This window comes from Rhizobium sp. BK538, from assembly GCF_014197575.1.
Taxonomy (GTDB): domain Bacteria; phylum Pseudomonadota; class Alphaproteobacteria; order Rhizobiales; family Rhizobiaceae; genus Rhizobium.
Window position 1 is genome coordinate 1 of record NZ_JACIFT010000004.1, and the last position, 17,266, is coordinate 17,266.

General features: G+C 54.6%; 15 protein-coding genes and 1 pseudogene. All 16 read right to left on the reverse strand.

The features are described 5' to 3' along the window. Window positions 1-132: 132 nt before the first annotated feature. A complete protein-coding gene (tnpB, locus tag FHX09_RS05690; RefSeq protein WP_184449409.1) occupies window positions 133-489 on the reverse strand; it encodes an IS66 family insertion sequence element accessory protein TnpB in 357 nt (118 codons plus the stop codon). Next, window positions 486-956, reverse strand: coding sequence for a transposase (locus FHX09_RS05695; RefSeq protein ID WP_184449411.1), 471 nt, complete (start codon window positions 954-956; stop codon window positions 486-488). The genes tnpB and FHX09_RS05695 overlap by 4 nt, the downstream gene beginning before the upstream one ends. A gap of 28 nt (window positions 957-984) precedes the next feature. Further along, the gene (locus FHX09_RS05700) at window positions 985-1,206 is read right to left on the reverse strand and encodes a transposase (RefSeq protein WP_184449413.1); all 222 of its coding nucleotides are present in this window, start codon (window positions 1,204-1,206) and stop codon (window positions 985-987) included. A 58-nt stretch (window positions 1,207-1,264) separates the two neighbouring features. After that, complete coding sequence (locus tag FHX09_RS05705) at window positions 1,265-1,573, reverse strand: transposase (protein ID WP_184449415.1); 309 nt, start codon at window positions 1,571-1,573, stop codon at window positions 1,265-1,267. Window positions 1,574-1,907: 334 nt separating this feature from the next. Beyond that, window positions 1,908-2,861 carry an NAD-dependent epimerase/dehydratase family protein gene (locus FHX09_RS05710; protein WP_184449417.1) on the reverse strand — a complete coding sequence of 318 codons (954 nt, stop codon included), beginning with the start codon at window positions 2,859-2,861 and terminating at the stop codon, window positions 1,908-1,910. A 23-nt stretch (window positions 2,862-2,884) separates the two neighbouring features. Continuing rightward, window positions 2,885-7,285 (reverse strand): glycoside hydrolase family 99-like domain-containing protein, encoded by a 4,401-nt coding sequence (locus FHX09_RS05715; RefSeq protein WP_184449419.1) that lies wholly within the window; start codon window positions 7,283-7,285, stop codon window positions 2,885-2,887. Next, a complete protein-coding gene (locus tag FHX09_RS05720) occupies window positions 7,282-8,619 on the reverse strand; it encodes an ABC transporter ATP-binding protein (RefSeq protein ID WP_184449421.1) in 1,338 nt (445 codons plus the stop codon). The genes FHX09_RS05715 and FHX09_RS05720 overlap by 4 nt, the downstream gene beginning before the upstream one ends. After that, complete coding sequence (locus FHX09_RS05725) at window positions 8,609-9,427, reverse strand: ABC transporter permease (protein WP_184449423.1); 819 nt, start codon at window positions 9,425-9,427, stop codon at window positions 8,609-8,611. The genes FHX09_RS05720 and FHX09_RS05725 overlap by 11 nt, the downstream gene beginning before the upstream one ends. Next, window positions 9,427-9,975 (reverse strand): dTDP-4-dehydrorhamnose 3,5-epimerase, encoded by a 549-nt coding sequence (gene rfbC / locus FHX09_RS05730; RefSeq protein ID WP_184449425.1) that lies wholly within the window; start codon window positions 9,973-9,975, stop codon window positions 9,427-9,429. The genes FHX09_RS05725 and rfbC overlap by 1 nt, the downstream gene beginning before the upstream one ends. 44 nt (window positions 9,976-10,019) lie before the next feature. Continuing rightward, window positions 10,020-10,907 carry a glucose-1-phosphate thymidylyltransferase RfbA gene (gene rfbA / locus FHX09_RS05735; RefSeq protein WP_184449427.1) on the reverse strand — a complete coding sequence of 296 codons (888 nt, stop codon included), beginning with the start codon at window positions 10,905-10,907 and terminating at the stop codon, window positions 10,020-10,022. Window positions 10,908-10,993: 86 nt separating this feature from the next. Beyond that, entirely contained in the window at window positions 10,994-11,887 is an 894-nt protein-coding gene (rfbD, locus tag FHX09_RS05740) for a dTDP-4-dehydrorhamnose reductase (protein ID WP_184449429.1), read from the reverse strand. A 2-nt stretch (window positions 11,888-11,889) separates the two neighbouring features. Continuing rightward, window positions 11,890-12,951 (reverse strand): dTDP-glucose 4,6-dehydratase, encoded by a 1,062-nt coding sequence (rfbB, locus tag FHX09_RS05745; protein ID WP_184449431.1) that lies wholly within the window; start codon window positions 12,949-12,951, stop codon window positions 11,890-11,892. A 17-nt stretch (window positions 12,952-12,968) separates the two neighbouring features. After that, window positions 12,969-13,508 carry a hypothetical protein gene (locus FHX09_RS30420; protein ID WP_348649161.1) on the reverse strand — a complete coding sequence of 180 codons (540 nt, stop codon included), beginning with the start codon at window positions 13,506-13,508 and terminating at the stop codon, window positions 12,969-12,971. A 48-nt stretch (window positions 13,509-13,556) separates the two neighbouring features. Beyond that, window positions 13,557-13,895, reverse strand: a pseudogene (locus FHX09_RS30425) (glycosyltransferase); the annotation flags it as partial. A 94-nt stretch (window positions 13,896-13,989) separates the two neighbouring features. Continuing rightward, window positions 13,990-15,906: a sulfate adenylyltransferase subunit CysN gene (cysN, locus tag FHX09_RS05755; protein WP_184449435.1), complete on the reverse strand. Its 1,917-nt coding sequence runs from the start codon at window positions 15,904-15,906 to the stop codon at window positions 13,990-13,992. Next, window positions 15,906-16,811: a sulfate adenylyltransferase subunit CysD gene (cysD, locus tag FHX09_RS29430; RefSeq protein ID WP_348649160.1), complete on the reverse strand. Its 906-nt coding sequence runs from the start codon at window positions 16,809-16,811 to the stop codon at window positions 15,906-15,908. Before cysD ends, cysN begins: the two co-directional genes overlap by 1 nt. Between the last annotated feature and the right edge of the window lie 455 nt (window positions 16,812-17,266).

Sequence of the window (17,266 nt, forward strand, 5' to 3'; positions counted from 1 at the left end):
ATCGGCATTCTCCTCGTCGAGCGAGAGAATGATCCGGGTCAATTGCACAGCATCCTGGGGCAAGGGATCGGGTCGAAGCGGCATGACTGACCCTACCATATGAGCCTGAATCTTCAAGCAAAACCAATAGGATCAGCCTGCTTTTGAGGGCCTCCTCACCGCGTTTCGTTTGACGCGCGTCCAGTCAATACCATCAAGCAAAAGCGAGAACTCCTGGGCACTCATCTGCATCGCGCCATCGCGGATCGGCGGCCAAACAAACTTGCCCGACTCCAGCCATTTCGTTGCCAGGATCATGCCTGATCCGTCCCAGTAAATGCAGCGAAGTCGATCCAGACGCTTGGCGCGGAACACGAACACGTCGCCACAATAGGGATCGGCCGCAAGCGCTGACGCCACCAAAGCCACCAGGCCATTCATGCCGCGCCGGAAGTCGACAGGTTGCGTCGCAACCATGATCTTCACGCCATTTGCCGAAACTCCGATCACCGGCGCCCTCGCAATGCCGCCACCATCGCTTGTGCCAACTCAGGCGCTACCGAGCCGATAACCGTCATGCGCGCGCCAGCCATCTCGATCTCAATCCGACCCGCGGAGAAGGGGGCGACATCCGACAGCGAGCTCCCAGGAGGCGTTCGATCGCCAACCACCGTCACCGGCACGAACATCGCCTGCTGCGCGCAGGTCTTTGCGGTTCGTTGAGAGGTCAGTCCAGCGTCCCGACGCCAGACGTTCAGCAAGCCGCGATTGACGCCCCAGCGCCGGGCAACGGCCGAGATGTTCACGTCAGGTTCTGCGCTTTCCGCAAGGATCCGCGCCTTCTCCTCATCAGTCCAATTCCGCCGCTGGCGCCGACCGGTGATCACCTCGATCCGACGATACTTTCCCTCATGCCTGGCTTCATGCATGCCTTCATCCATGACTTCAAGCATGGCATCAGTGCGATCTCCAACCATCCCGTTCCGCTCCTATCGATCAAGGAGCTTATCTCGCGGCCCCCATCACAAAAGAAAAGGTGGGCTGTTCGTCGCGCTCACTCTTCTTCAGCTCATGCCGCCAGGCGTAAATCTGCTGCCGGGTCACATCGTGCCGATGGGCAACCTCAGTAACCGTCGCACCGTCGAGCCCCACCGACATGACAACGTCGAGCTTCTTCTCGTCACCCCAACGCCGACGACGTTCCTGACCAAGAATTTCCACACGCATCCCATACCTCGCCTAAGATACGTCGCTAACGACGTCGTCAATGACGTGTCTTAGGCCATCAAGGCGCTATTCGGCAGGCGGCGCCAATCGGGTGCTTACGCTCGCGCGCAACCTCCTCACGCCCGAGCGCGGCGTCGTCCATGGCGGACGTATCTACGCGCAGGAAGACCGTATCGGCCGTGGGCGGCAACAAACCCTTCTTCTTCAGCTCATGCCGCCAGGCGTAAATCTGCTGCCGGGTCACATCGTGCCGATGGGCAACCTCAGTAACCGTCGCACCGTCGAGCCCCACCGACATGACAACGTCGAGCTTCTTCTCGTCACCCCAACGCCGACGACGTTCCTGACCAAGAATTTCCACACGCATCCCATACCTCGCCTAAGATACGTCGCTAACGACGTCGTTAATGACGTGTCTTAGGCCATCAAGGCGCTATTCGGCAGGCGGCGCCAATCGGGTGCTTACTGCGAAAACACGAGCGCAATCAGCGTAAAATACGAATGCCTCTCTCAGGGTAGCTGGTCCTGCCTGACCGGTGGTATTAATCTGGGTGGTATCAGATGGGAAGCCCGGTAGTTTCTGGTCGTTGAGAAACACCGGCGGATTCTTGTAGCTTCGGCAAATTGTGGCATACCATTCTTCGTCCGAAATCATTATGTTAATCCGTTTGTTACCGTCCGTGAAGGGCGCCGCTCGCCAACTATTCGCTCGCCTTAGCCCGTACAAGTTTATCTCGATACCAAGCGACCGTTTTTTTAATGCCAACTTGGATACTGTGGCGCGAATGCCAGTTCAACTCGCGCTCAGCGCGAGAGCAATCAAGAACATTCTTGGATACGTCCGCCGAGCGAAACTCCTTGTAAACAACTTCTAAATCAAGGCCTAATGCCTCCGAGATCAAGAGTGCGATGTCGTTCAGACTATGGCCAATACCACTGCCTATATTGAATACCCGCTCAGCTCCGTCATACCCAGCAGCTAGGATCATCGCTTCCACGACATCGTCAATATAAAGATAGTCTCTGATGACCGAGCCGTCCCCCCATATCTCCACAGGCTGTTGCATTAGAGCGCTATTGATAAAATGGCCTATGACCCCCTGCTTCTTTCGGCTTTCCTGAAAGGGGCCATAGGGATTGGCGATGCGCAAAGAGATCCCCTTGATGCCGTGCATCTTTTCGTAAAGATGCAGATACCGTTCGCAGGTTAGCTTGCTGATGCCATAACCGGATATGGGCAGAGTGGGGTGGGTTTCGGGGATGGGAGTTTCGCGGACCTCACCATAGACAGTTCCACCTGAAGACGCGAAAATGACTCGCTTCACACCATGATCGCGGCACGCGTCGAGAAGCCGAATGGTCTGGAGGATATTCTGCTGCGCATCAGAATGAGGATTTGCGTTCGAACTTGCCGGAACAGTCGTTGATACAAGATGGAACACGGTCTCAGCACCTGCTACCGCGTGATCTACGTCTAGATCGTTCAGAAAGTCGCCGTACTGCCAAGTGACGCCGTCGATCTGCACCGACTCCCGCGAAAAGGCCTTGATGGATGAGCTATGTACGCGGAGCGCGCGGCACAGGTTCCTACCGATGAAGCCAGACGCACCGAGTACAACGCATCTTTCGTTCGAAAGATCACGGGCCTCTGTCATTTTTGGTTTATTCAACGATACTGTCAAAGTCGAAACTGCTCTCTTAACTGCTGCAAGTAGGCGGAAGCCCGCTCGGCCGTCTCCGGGCCAATGGGCGACGATTTCGCGACGATTTTCTGAACAGCCGCGATCTCATCAACAAGGCTCGCGGCGTTGCTTCCGCCGACGACACTCTTTCGATGACGCCGGTGAAGATTTAGTGCGCGGGGGCTGAAAGCAATCTTCCCGCTTCTCAGCACATTGAAATAGGCCAACCAATCGCCTGCGCGCCGCAAGGCGCGTATTTCGTCAATATGCTCGCGGAGCACTTTCGCAATTGCCTCGCGACGAAAAAGCACGCCGCTCACGTTTGGGATAGTATTTTGCACCGCCAAGTATTGAGCCAACTCGTCGGTGCCCTCTTCGACGTAGGGTGCATCCCAATGGCCGTCACCAAAACCATTTAGGTAATTGCCGTAACTGCGCGCAAGCTTGGAGCCGTGCTCGTCGATCTGTTGGCTCTCGCAGTAGCTGAGGTTCACATCTGGGTCGCGTTCCATCGGTGCAATCACCGTTTCGAGGAATTGCGAGCTGCTGAGGTCGTCTGCTTCCGCTATCCACACAAACTCACCGCGCGCTAGCTCGACACCTCGAGCCCACTGGTCAAACACGCTCCCGGAATTTCGGCTGTTGACGAGAAGCCGGCATTCAACGTTATTTTCTTCCATCCAGGCCGTTATGACTGCGACGCTATCATCGGTTGAAGCGTCATCAAGAATTATCAGCTCAAAAATTGGCAGTGTCTGACCGACAATTGAATTCAATCTCTCGCGGATGTGATGGGCGTAATTATAGTTTGGCACCACGACGGAAATTCGCGGCAGCCGGATATTGGCAAGAGCACAGAGATCGAAGAGATAATCTCGGAATGCATAATTCGCATCCACCAGATTGGCCCCCTCTTCACCCAATGATCGAGCCAGCGACCGATCGTCGAGAAGATCAATAACGGCTTCCGCAAACGCAGCCGCGTTCTCCCGCTCGGCAACACGTCCGCCGGTATTCGCGACTAAATCTGCGCCGCCGCCTGTTCCGGCGAAAGCGACCACGGGTACTCCGGCATCGAATGACTCAAGAACGACGTTTGGGAAAGGATCCTCTCGCGACGTCAGCGCATATACATCTGCTGCCGCGTGATAGCGGGCAGTGCGAGGCTCATAGCCAAGGAAGAAGAACGACTTGGAAGAGTCTTTTGTGAGTTGCTCGATATCCTCTTTGCACGTCTCGTCCCAATGCCCAATCCATACAAAGACGGCATTCGGGTGCCGCTCCACGATCTTCAATCCAGCGCGGACAAATAGATCGACACCTTTCCTGCGGTCAGCATAACCGACCGCAAGGATGAGCGGTGCTTCAGAAGGAACACCAAGTGTACGGCGAATCTCGGCTCTGATCTCGCTCCGCTGGGCACGATAGTGGTTTCTACGCCACAGCCCTTGCGGTCGCAGTACGCGCTTCTCAGCTGCAAGCTTCGCAAATTGACGGAATCCATCTTCAACCAATGGCGCGGGAAAGACCACACGATCAGCCGATTCGGCGATTGACCGAGCAGAGTCCTCAAGATTGTTTGCTGCTATCACTCCCGGCATTTCGTGGATAAGGCTGATGCAATAAATCCCTCTAGCGGCTAAGGTTTCTATGATGGAACCGGCTACCGTTGTATTGACGATAGCGTGTCTGACACCCTTAGCCCAAAGCATGTCTGCTATCTTGCCAGCAGACTCTGCAAATTGGTCACCAGGCAGCAGATCATGCACGGTTGCATACCTTGCGAAATCCGGTCGCAAACGACCGTCGCCGAGCAGGATTACGTCAACGTCGAATTTCAAGTCATTTGCCAGAGAACGTGCCATTCCCAGCGCAAGAAACTGCGCACCGTGAGGATGGGCATCGTGCGATATGACCGCCATACGCCGTCTGCTATAATCGCTCTGTTCGCCAGTTAGCGCTCGTCGGGTGGCATCCAGCCAAGCGTATCCATATTTCTGATCCGGCTCGAGATGCGCCCCTTCGGCCCACTCATTCCAAGCATTGACGAAAATTAGCTTTTCGTCCGGGGAGGACGCACTCTTGACCGTTTCCACAACTGCCGCTTCGAGCCATTGCCGATATGCATCTGGCGTGCTGTTAAGAAAGACAGTTCCCTTGCTCTTCCGGCGGGCCGTGTTGTCCCATGACGGGCAAACACTTCGGAATACCTTGTAGCCTACCTTATTGTATTTCGAAGCGCGCTTGGGAAAGATCGACCAGTCGTAGACCATGCCTTGGAAGCCGGTACCTTCGGAGTTGACTTCATGCGTGATATTCGGCGGTGCGGAATTGTTCGGCGGAAATTCGATTGCAGCATCAAAGCCATATGCCGCTGGATCCACGGCTTCGAACGACTGCGTGTAGGCGAGGTAGATTTCGCCAATGCCCTGGTCTCGGAACCACTGCCTCCAGCGCGCCGCCGTTTCCTTCGCCGATGGCAACAGGCTTGGGCGATAGACAAGAATGAGCGGCCGCCCATCAATGCGGATGTAGCGCCGATCTTTTACATATCGGGAGAGATCTTCGGCAACGGCAATATCATCGGAGGGCGAATGTTCCTGTGAAATGAGAATCTGGCTGTCTTTTCCGTCCCAGCGACGGCTCCAGTTCTCGTTTGCCCAGCAAAGACAGAAAGGATGATCGAGACTCTCATCCTGGAGATAATTCTCGATCGGTTGCTCCAATAACCGCGTTCCTGCGAACCAATAGTAATAGAAGCAAAAGCCGCTTACACCATAGAGCTTTGCCAATTCGATCTGTCGGCGCTGCACCTGTTTATCCAGCAGGCTGTAATACCCGAGCTCGTCCGGCACGTGGGGCTGATAATGCCCTTCGAATTGAGGTAGGGCGGGTTTGACATTCGTCCACTCCGTGAAGCCTTCACCCCACCACTCGTCATTCTGCTTGATAGGATGAAACTGAGGCAGGTAGAACGCTATGACCTTGGCCGCGAGTGAGTCGGGAATTGGAACGTGCGTCAGGGGGACATACAGGCCGTCATCGTCGACAGGCGAGCCGGATGTATTGGTGAATCCAGCGTTTCCTGTGTCTAGAGCAGGTCCGTTCAGCCGATACCACGCCCGATAGGCATCACTCCGTTTAAACGCTGACGGAAAGCGGCGAAAAAGGCTTTCTTTGAGGCGTAGCTTGAATTCGACACGGATCGGCAATCGGTGCCACAGCTTTCTAAGTTCCGTTTCAAGATAAAGCCGAACGGCCCTGTGTCTCTTAGCTGACCATAAACGCTGGAGAACGCGAACTGGTGCTGAACCTTTCCAGGATGTGCTTTCCAAAACCACTCGAAGTTCCTGCTTTGCATCCGCTAGGCCTTGCGTAAGAGCGCCTATGGTTGCTTCAAGTTGCCCTATGCTGCCTTGATATTGTCGGGCGACATTCTCCAACTCTTCAGCATGCCGACGCTCGGCATCTTCCAATTCCTGACCATGTAGTATCGCGGACGCCCACAAATCCGACCGTTCGTGTTCCAAGGCGTTGGCGTAGTCAATTATCGGAGAGGCTTGCATCAATAAATTATTCTGAAGCTGAATTTTTTCCAGAAAAGCCGGATCGTCGATCGCGGTCTTATCTGTTGCGGCAAGTGAAGCTAAATCGTAGACAGTTTTGACCGCCGGAAGAGCACGCTTGTCTAAAGCGAGCTCAGCTTGTCCAAAATGCGAATTTCGAAGATCCCGGTCCAAGAAATGCTTTTCGAAATCCAAGACGGCCCGCGCGTCGCGTGGTGGTATCGCCGTGTCGAGCATCTTGGCGATACGATTCAGTTGTTCGTAAGGTTGCTCCATGAAGCGGTCGTAATCGACGACAAGCCTTGGTGCACCCCGCGTCAACAACAAAGATGGCATCGTGTGCTGCAACCAAAGGAGATAGGTCTTCTCGGCCGGGATGCCATTTCGCTTTTCGAGTGACTGCACGACGCTCAGCGGGTTGCGCAATGCAATGACATAATGGACACTGCATTCGCACAGACGAAAGACTTCCTGCCAAAACGCAAGCAGTCTGCACGTGCGGGGATCCTTAAATCCCCATCCGCTACCGCTTGTCGCCAGTCTTTGCTTGACGATTTCCACCGCTCTTTGCCGCAGCTCATCCAGCTTGGACGATTGGCCTAAGTCACTCCAGGAAAAAGCGAGGCCATCATAGGAGGAACCCAGGTGCTTAAGCAGAGCTTCGTTGATCTCCAGACAATCCTCGTCTTCCCAAAACCCCTTGGGATTGTCAGGACCTGCCTTGTGGAGATTTTCCCCTAAATCGACATCAAGTAGTCTTAGCGCACTGGTGATGGCACTGGTTCCACTGCGATGCATGCCCAAAACGATGACCAGTTTTTTTTCAATCATGACAGATGCTCTATACTCGGCAGGCAATTGAGGTCGACGATCGACGTCGCCAGACTGGAGGCGTCAGGTAAGACGCGAAACATATCGATATCCAGCAGCCGATGAAGATAGATATCTTCTTCGGTGATTGCACCGAGAACACCGGCATTTAGAAAATAGACACCAGGATTGAGCCGGCAATCGAACTCGAACGAGACGGCGTAAACTTCGCCAGCCTTTGCAATCGGAAGGCCTTCATGTGCCCTGTTGGCAGAGTGAGCGCCGCCGATTTCCGTACCGGTAATCGTCTTGATCAACATGCCAAAACGGACGTTGGTCGCGGTTGTATTAAACCGGACATCATATCTGTAGACATATCGACGCCCTCCTATCAGATTGTTCACCCGCCGACCGGAGTGCGTATATATCCCAGGCGCTTCAATTTCAGCACCATTGCTCGAATACTCGATTGTGCTCGAAGGCCGCAAACCTGGATCAAATACTTCATCGGTTTCGCTTTTGCCTGGAGGATTTTCGTCGATTTCCACTCCAATCTTATCTGCCACGCTCGAGAGACCGCTCTGTATTCGGCTTCTTATCTCTGCGCGTTGATCCGCGGGCGCGTAAAGCAGCTTTTGATAATTTCCAACAATTTGCTTCGGCACGCCCGAGGCGATCAGCTCGCCTGCATCGAGAAGGATCGCCCTATCGCATAAATCAACGATAGCCGCTGCGGAATGTGAGACAAAAAGGATTGTCGCACCGCTTTGCTTGATCGCTTCTATGCGAGAGAAGCATTTTCGTTGAAAGAGTTCATCCCCAACCGAGAGAGCTTCGTCGACAATCAGGATTTGTGGATCCACGTTAATTGCGACCGAGAAGGCCAAACGTACGAGCATACCGCTGGAATATGTTTTGACTGGCTGATCGATGAACTCGCCAATCTCGGCAAACCGAAGAATGCTCTCAAGGCGATGATCTGTTTCTTCCTTTGTTAAGCCCAAGACAGCAGCATTTAGATAGACGTTCTCGAGGCCGCTAAATTCAGGATTGAACCCGGCTCCGAGTTCCAACAAAGCAGCGATACGACCATTTGTCGAGATCGAACCGGCTGTAGGATTTAATGTGCCACAAATCATCTGCAGCAAAGTCGACTTTCCGGAACCGTTACGGCCGATAATACCTACCGTCTCTCCTTTGCGAATCTCGAAGGAGACATTTTTAAGAGCCCAGAATTCTTTGAAAAACTGCCGTCGCCTACCGGCGAACATCTGCATGAGGCGATCGCGAGGCTTGCTGTAGATCTGATAGCACTTTGCAAGGTCGTTCACGCGCAACGCTATATCAGAGGACATCTGCAAAGCCCTTTCGCGTCTTCTGGAACCACGAAAATGCTAGACAAGCAAAGGCAATGCAGAAGAATAAATATACGAGATAGGACGGCAGATATAGTAGGTTTCCCCAATACAGGACATCACGCATCTGTGCGATTGCTGGTGCCAAAGGATTGATGCCGAGGAGGGGTCGATAAGCCTCCGGCAACGCCGATGCGGGAAAAAAGATCGGCGACAAGAACATCGTCACGGTCGTCAGTATCCCGACAATCTGGCCGATGTCTCTGAGAAAGACGCCAAGAGAGCTCAGTAGCCAACCCAAGCCCGCTGCAAGAAAAACGAGCGGCAACAGAGCAAAGGGAAAAAGCAACAGCGTTGGGTGAGGAAGCCCTATCTCGATGCAGTAGAAAGCAATCCAGACACAGATGCTGATTAGGGTGTGAAACAAGGCAGACCCGACATTTACCCAGGACAAAATCTCAAGCGGGAATACGACTTTCTTTACGTAGTTTACGTTTCCGAGAATGAGCGCCGGCGCCTTGAGCGCACATTCAGCAAAAAAGTTAAAAACAATCATGCCGGCGAATAAGACCAATGCAAATTCCGCCTTGGTTTCGTCAGCATCGCCCCACCGCGCCTTGAAAACCACGCCAAATACGAACGTGTAGACGGCGAGCATGAAGATTGGATTGAACAGCGACCAAAGTATTCCCAGTACCGAGCCCCTGTATCGCCCAATGACCTCTCTGCGTGTAAGAGCGGATATCAGCCCGCGATTGCGCCAAGCGCTTGCCACCATTTCAATGGGCGTGGCACGAAATGCCTGCATTAGTTAAACGTCTCCGCGTCTGAAAGCAGCGGCTGCTGACTGTCTTTGGCCGAAAGGATGGGCTCGCTAAAGCCCTGCCAGTCTACCCCGATTGTCGGGTCATCCCATTTGATCCCGCGATCACTCTCGGGTGCATAATAATTGGTCGTCTTATATAGGAATTCGGCATGCTCCGTGAGTGTGACGAATCCGTGAGCGAATCCTTCCGGGATCCAGAATTGACGCTTGTTTTCAGCCGACAGCTCGACTCCGAACCATCGGCCAAATGTCGGTGACGACCGTCGAATATCCACTGCAACGTCGAACACGGCCCCGATCGATACACGAACAAGCTTGGCCTGCGCGTGCGGCTCAAGCTGATAGTGCAGGCCTCGCAGGACGCCCAGCATGGACCGGCTATGGTTGTCCTGGACAAAGGAAACGGATCGGCCAATTGCTGCTTCGAATGTTTTTTGGTTGAAACTCTCGAAGAAAAATCCACGATCGTCGGCGAATACCGTCGGCTCGATGATCTTGACGTCCGGTATGCTGGTGTCGATAACCTTCATGGCTCTCTTTTCATATTTACACGAGGAAGCGATCCCGGATCGGACTAGAATACCTTCTCGTGAAGTATGCGCAGAAGGTATTGGCCGTAAGAGTTCTTCTTCAGCGGTTCGGCCAAGGCTTCGAGTTGTCCCCCGTCGATCCAGCCACCTCGAAAGGCAATCTCCTCGGGGCATGCAACCTTCAAACCCTGACGGCTTTCCATCGTCGCTATATAGTGGCCGGCTTCAAGCATCGATTCGTGCGTGCCGGTATCCAGCCAGGCATAGCCACGGCCCATCGTCTGAACATCCAGCTGGCGCCTACCGAGATAGACGGCGTTCAAGTCCGTTATTTCTAGCTCGCCTCTCGGCGAGGGCTTGATCGATTTGGCGATATCGACGACCTGATTGTCGTAGAAATAAAGGCCCGTGACCGCATAATTGCTTTTCGGCAGCTTGGGTTTTTCTTCGAGGCTTATTGCGCGGCCGTTCTCGTCGAACTCTACCACGCCATAACGCTGAGGGTCCTGGACATGGTATGCGAATACCGTCGCGCCCTGGGCCACGGCATTTGCGCCATGCAACAGCTTCGCGAAATCGTGCCCATAGAATATGTTGTCGCCCAGCACCAAGGCGGACGGCGCATCGTTCAGAAAGCCATCGCCGATCAGGAAAGCCTGCGCCAGGCCGTCCGGGCTCGGCTGCACAGCGTATTCAAGATTGATCCCCCACTGGCTTCCATCTTGAAGCAATTGCTCGAACCGAGGCGTGTCCTGCGGCGTGGAGATGACAAGTATGTCGCGGATGCCGGCCAACATGAGCGTGGTCAGCGGATAATAAATCATCGGCTTGTCGTAGATCGGCAGCAGTTGCTTGCTGACCGCCAATGTCGCTGGGTACAGGCGCGTCCCAGATCCACCGGCAAGAATAATTCCCTTACGTGCCTTAGCCATTTCAAAAACCTTGTTTCGGAAACTGAGTTCCGGCTGCTTTGATCTCAGCGCCAACGATTTCGCCATGCCGGCAAACTCGACTGCTCCTAATTTGCCTTCGCAAGCTGGCCGATGACCTTTTCGACGCCGTCCTGCCATGGCGACAGCTGCAAGTCAAAACAATCCATCAATTTGGCACAATTTAGCCGTGAGTTGAGCGGGCGCGCTGCAGGCGTAGGATAGTCGCTCGTTGATATGGGCTCGATCTTGTTCGCCGGCAGCAGTCCCCCAAAGCCGCGCTGGGTCGCATTATCGACAATGTGGCAGGCGTAATCATACCAGGAGGCACTGCCTTGCGCGGTTAGGTGGTATATCCCCGAACCAACATTCTGGTTCGACAGAATCTTCTCTGTGATATGCGCCGATGTATCCGCGATAAGGGCTGCCGATGTCGGCGCACCTACCTGATCAGCAACGATGCGGAGTGCTTCCCGCTCCCCGGCGAGCCTTAGGATGGTCTTCAGAAAATTGTGGCCATGGTGGCCGTAAACCCAACTGGTGCGGATAATCAGATGCCGCCCTGCGGCCGCGCGCACCGCCTCCTCGCCCTGCAGCTTGCTTTTCCCGTAGACAGATCGCGGGTTCGTGTCATCGGTCTCGACGTAGGGAGAATCTTTCGTTCCGTCAAAGACGTAGTCCGTTGAATAGTGGATCAGCACGCAGTCATTATCCGCCGCCCAGCGCGCCATTACGCCTGGTGCAACGCCGTTGACGGCGATCGCGCGCGCAACATCTTCTTCCGCCCGGTCGACTGCCGTATATGCCGCCGCGTTGAATATGACGGCAGGCCTTGTGGCTTCCAGCGAAGCGAGAATATCTACCTCCTTCTCCAGATCAAGCTCGGCACGACTGCATGCGACCACGTCGCCAAGTGACACAAGGGAGCGCCGCAATTCAAAGCCGACCTGACCATCGGCACCGGTGATCAACAATGGACGCATTGTCAACTCTCGTACTGCTTAGTGAGCCAATCTCGATAAGCGCCGCTTGTCACATTCGCCACCCAATCCTGGTTGTCGAGATACCAGGAAATGGTCTTCTGTATGCCGCTTTCAAAAGTCTCGGCAGGCTTCCAGCCTAAATCCCGCTCGATTTTGCGCGCGTCGATTGCATATCGCCTGTCATGACCCGGACGATCTTTAACAAAGGCAATTTGATCGCGGTACGACCCGCCCCCTTGCTGCGGCTTCAGCGCGTCGAGCGTGTCGCAGATTGTGTGCACCACCGCCAAATTGGGCTTCTCGTTCCAGCCGCCGACATTGTAGACCTCGCCAACTTGGCCATCGGCCAAGACCGTACGGATCGCACTGCAGTGATCCTTCACGTAGAGCCAGTCCCGGATCTGCTGGCCATCGCCGTAAATTGGCAGAGGCTTGCCGGCGAGTGCGTTCAATATCACCAGCGGTATTAGCTTTTCTGGGAAGTGATACGGCCCGTAGTTGTTGCTGCAATTGGTGGTGAGCACCGGGAGGCCATAAGTATGGTGCCATGCTCTCACCAAGTGGTCCGACGCCGCCTTGCTTGCGGAATAAGGGCTGTTGGGCTCGTAACGATTGTTTTCACTAAAGGGAGCGTCGGTGGCGCCGAGGCTGCCATAGACTTCGTCCGTGGAGACATGCAGAAAGCGGAAGGCTGATTTTTCGTCGCCGTTCAACTCCTGCCAGAACGCGCGAGCCGCTTCGAGCAGGTTAAACGTGCCCACAACATTCGTCTCGATAAACGCGGCAGGGCCGTGAATTGACCTGTCAACATGGCTCTCAGCGGCAAAATTTATAATCGCCCGCGGATGGTGAGTCCGCAGCAAGCTTTCAATAAATTCTCTATCGCCGATGTCACCATGCGCGAAGACATGCCTATCATCTCCCCGCAGCGATTTCAGCGTGTCGAGGTTGCCGGCATAAGTCAGCTTGTCGACGTTTACGATCCGTTCGCCCGACTGAGCAATCCAATCGAGAACGAAATTGCCGCCAATGAACCCTGCCCCACCCGACACAAGTACCGTCATTTGCCTACACCCATTGTCTAAATCTGTTTCAGGATTACAGCTGCAAGCAAACCAAAGTTGCCTGCCAATGTCTGCCGATGCAGCCCGGACCTGTAAAGTATCCGGAGTCGCATAGGAAGTGCTTCTGTCCTCATCCTGCGAAAGTCTGCAAGGAGAGCTTGATTTCCCGGCGTCAGGAGATGCTCGACCCTTCGCAGCGCCGCGACGTGCTGGCCATTCCATTTCAAAAATCTGCTTTGCGTCAGCATACGCGCGCGTTTAAGCCGAGCTTGCCAACCGGAATTGGACCCGACGAGATTGCTTGCATGCTGCCGATAGTCGATGCGCGGCTCAGCATCATATCGAACGCGCCCCCCGGCGCCCGATACCAGAATATAGGCCCACCAGTCGTGGCTTGGAATATCTGCTTCGGCGCCGCCCTCAATCAGAAGCCCGCGCGCCGCGCGGTTCATGACCATCGTATTGCCGCCGCCGATGCTTTGTACCAGCGCGTTCGAGAAGGACGGCGCGCGCGTGAAAAGCGGAGAATTTCCGGTCGACACACCCGTTTCATCCACCGTATGCGTTCGCGAACAGTAAAGCGCCGGAAGACCGGATGGCTGCTCCTTCAACCAAGCGACAGCGCGTTCCAGCTTGTCGGCATGCCAGATGTCGTCCTGATCAGAAAAAGCGTAATAGGCTGCGTCAATGGCCGGATTGCAGGCTAGCGTCAAAAAATTGCGGATGAAACCCCGACGAGGCCCGTTCACAACGTGAACGGGCGACCGGACACTTTTTTCAAACGACCGCACGAGATCGAGCGTTGTATCGGTGGACCCGTCATCCGAAACCCATAGTGACCAGTTGCTGTAGGTTTGGCCGCGAATAGATTCCAACTGCTCGGGAAGAAATCGCGCTCCCTGAAAAGTGCCCATCAAGATGGCAACGTCGTCTCTCATGCCCATTCGAAGCCGAATTTGTTAATCAACTCGTCGCCTTTACTGGATGGCGTTTTGAAACACAACACCATCAACATCTTGGAAGCGGACACGCTCTGCTTCAGTTGCGGTCGGGGACGTCGAGGATCGCGAGGAGATACTTCACGGTATCGTCAATATCACTCGTGGAACCATTCACCTTCACTTCCGGTTGCTCGGGCGGCTCATACGGACTGTTTATGCCCGTCATGTTCGGAATCTGTCCGCTCCGGGCCTTTCGGTACAATCCCTTGGGGTCTCGGTCTTCGCAGACCTGTAGCGGCGTATCAACGTAAACCTCGATGAAATTCTCTTCTCCTATCAATTCCTTCGCCATTTGGCGTTCACGTTTGAAAGGCGAGATAAACGCCGTCAGGACTAGAATTCCGGCGTCCATCATCAGCTTTGCCACTTCCGCGATCCGGCGTATGTTCTCAACGCGGTCGGCGTCGGTGAATCCGAGATCCTTGTTCAATCCTTGTCTCACGTTGTCGCCATCGAGAATATAGGTTCTCCGGCCGGATCTATGGAGTTCGCGCTCGAGTGCGTTGGCGATCGTCGACTTTCCCGATCCAGATAGGCCGGTAAACCAAATCACCTTGCCGGTGTGACCGTTCAAACGCTCACGATCAGCCCTGGTGATGGATAAGGCTTGGCGATGGACATTTTGAGCGCGCCTGAGATTGTGCCGAATCATCCCGGCGGCGACGGTCGCGTTGCTGAAACGATCGATTAGGATAAAACTTCCAAGCGCTTTCGACCGGGAATAGGTATCGAAAACGAGCGGGCGGCTGACGGAAACATTGCAGACCCCGATGTCGTTCAATGCTAGCTGCCGTGCAGCCTCATGCCCGAGCGTATTGATGTCGACACGATATTTGATGCCGGAAATCGAAGCGGTCGCGGACTGAGTGGACAGCTTGATATCATAACTCCGTCCGACAAGGCCCGGATCCAGATCCATCCAGACAATCGTCGCTTCGAAATGATCGGTCATCTCCAGCGGGTTGTCGGCCAACGAAAGCACGTCTCCTCGGGACACGTCGATATCGCGTTCGAGGCAGAGCGTAATCGCGCTTCTTTCAGCAGCCTCCGCCTGGCGTCCATCCATGGTGACTATCTCGGCGATTTCCGAGACTTCGCCAGACGCGGTGTTTCTTATTTTGCTACCTACGCGCGCCATGCCCTCCAAGAGCGTTCCACAGATGCCTCTGAAGCCGGCGTCGGGCCGATTGATCCACTGAACGGGGAAGATGAAACGGTCTGAGGGTGCCTGCTGCACGTGGACCGTCTCCAGATGCCCCAGCAACGTTGGGCCGTCATACCATGCCATTTTCGATGATCGGTGCGTTATGTTCTCACCCTTTAAGGCACTGATCGGAATGGGCATAAATGTTTCGAAATTCAGAGTCGCTGCAAAGTCAGCCATGGCCTCCGACAGCTGCGATGAAATTTGGCGGTCGTATTCGACAGTGTCCATCTTGTTGATCGCCAGCACCAGATGACGAACACCGAGCAAGGATGCCAGGTAAGCGTGCCGTTTGGTTTGCGTAAGCAATCCTTTTCGGACGTCCATCAGCAAAATCGCCAAATCCGCTGTCGAGGCGGCGGTCACCATGTTGCGCGTGTACTGCTCGTGACCAGGCGCATCGGCGACGATAAATTTCCGTCGTGATGTAGAGAAGAATCGGTACGCAACATCGATGGTGATGCCTTGTTCGCGCTCGGCCGACAGGCCGTCGACAAGCAGTGCGAAGTCGATGTTTTCGCCTTGAGTTCCGTATCGCTTCGAATCCGCCTTCAACGCGTCAAGCTGATCGTCCGCCAAGACCTGCGATTCCCAAAGCAGACGCCCGAGAAGCGTACTCTTTCCATCATCGACGCTACCACAGGTGATAAAGCGCAATAGATCCTGCGAACGCTGTTGAGAGTCGAAGGCTTCGAGTACTTCTTGGGTCGTTCTAGCCGGCGCGGCTTGATTTCGGATTGCGCGTCGCATCAAAAATATCCCTCGGCCTTCTTTTTTTCCATGCTCGAACTGGAGCTGGTATCAATCAAGCGTCCTTGTCTTTCGCTCGAGCGAGATTGCAACAACTCCGCTATTATCTCGGGAACAGTCGATGCGTCCGACTCGATCGCCCCGGTCAGCGGGTAGCAACCAAGCGTTCGAAAGCGCACTTTACGGGCGGAAATTTGTTCGTTGGGCAAGAGCTGCATGCGATCATCATCGACGACCAAAAGCATGCCGTTTCGGTTCACGACCGGTCGCTCTTTAGCGAAGTAAAGCGGCACGATGGGGATAGCCTGCTCATGGATGTATTGCCATATGTCGAGCTCGGTCCAGTTTGAAAGCGGGAACACGCGAATGCTTTCGTCCGGTCGCTTTCGGGTATTGTAGAGGTTCCAGACTTCCGGCCGCTGGTTCTTCGGATCCCAAGCGTGATTGCGAGCACGGAAGGAGAATACACGCTCCTTTGCCCTCGATTTCTCTTCGTCGCGGCGCGCGCCGCCGAAAACGATATCGAACCTATGAAGATCGAGGGCCTGCTTCAGCCCTTCGGTTTTCGTGATGGCTGTGTGGAGTTCCACCCCATGATCGAATGGATTAATATCTTTTTCGATCGCCTCGGGGTTGACGTGGACGATAAGCTCTGCGCCGCTTTTCGCCCGGACACTGTCCCTGAACTGGTACATTTCACGAAACTTCCACCGCGTATCCACGTGCAGGAGTGGAAATGGAAGGGGCGCTGGAAAGAAAGCCTTGCGCACCAGATGAAGGAGTACCGAGCTGTCTTTTCCCAATGAGTATAATAAGACGGGATTGCGCGCCTCAGCATAGGCTTCTCGGATGATGAAGATGCTCTCGGACTCAAGCCGTTTTAGGTGATCGGACATTGATGACACAGCGTGAATAGGCGCAGCGGCCGGTAGGGGCGACGAATAGCTCAGCAGCTGGACGCCGATTTCTTCGTTGGAACGGATTTCGCGGCAGAACCTTGTGAGAGCCGCATGCGGAAAGACGGCGATCGGCTTGCCGACATGCTTCCGCAGTTTTCCCAATGCAGTCTCAACTTCGGCTGAGCTAACCGGCGTTGCCATGGGCACCCAGATACGCGATCCCCGCGCGTCGTTGGCATGCAGGCACGCGGACTGCGCTCGCTCGAAAATCTGCACGAATAGAACAAGTGTTCGCTTGGAGCGCTGCCGTTCTAAATCGGAATTCAAAACACTCTGTATGGGCTTCTCTCCGACTTCATCCCGCAAATCCTCGGCTATCAGAGCCGCCGGCAGAATACCCAGCTCATGCAACCGTCGCTCGGCAGTGCGCTTTGTATCGGCCATGCCGACAGCCTTGAGGT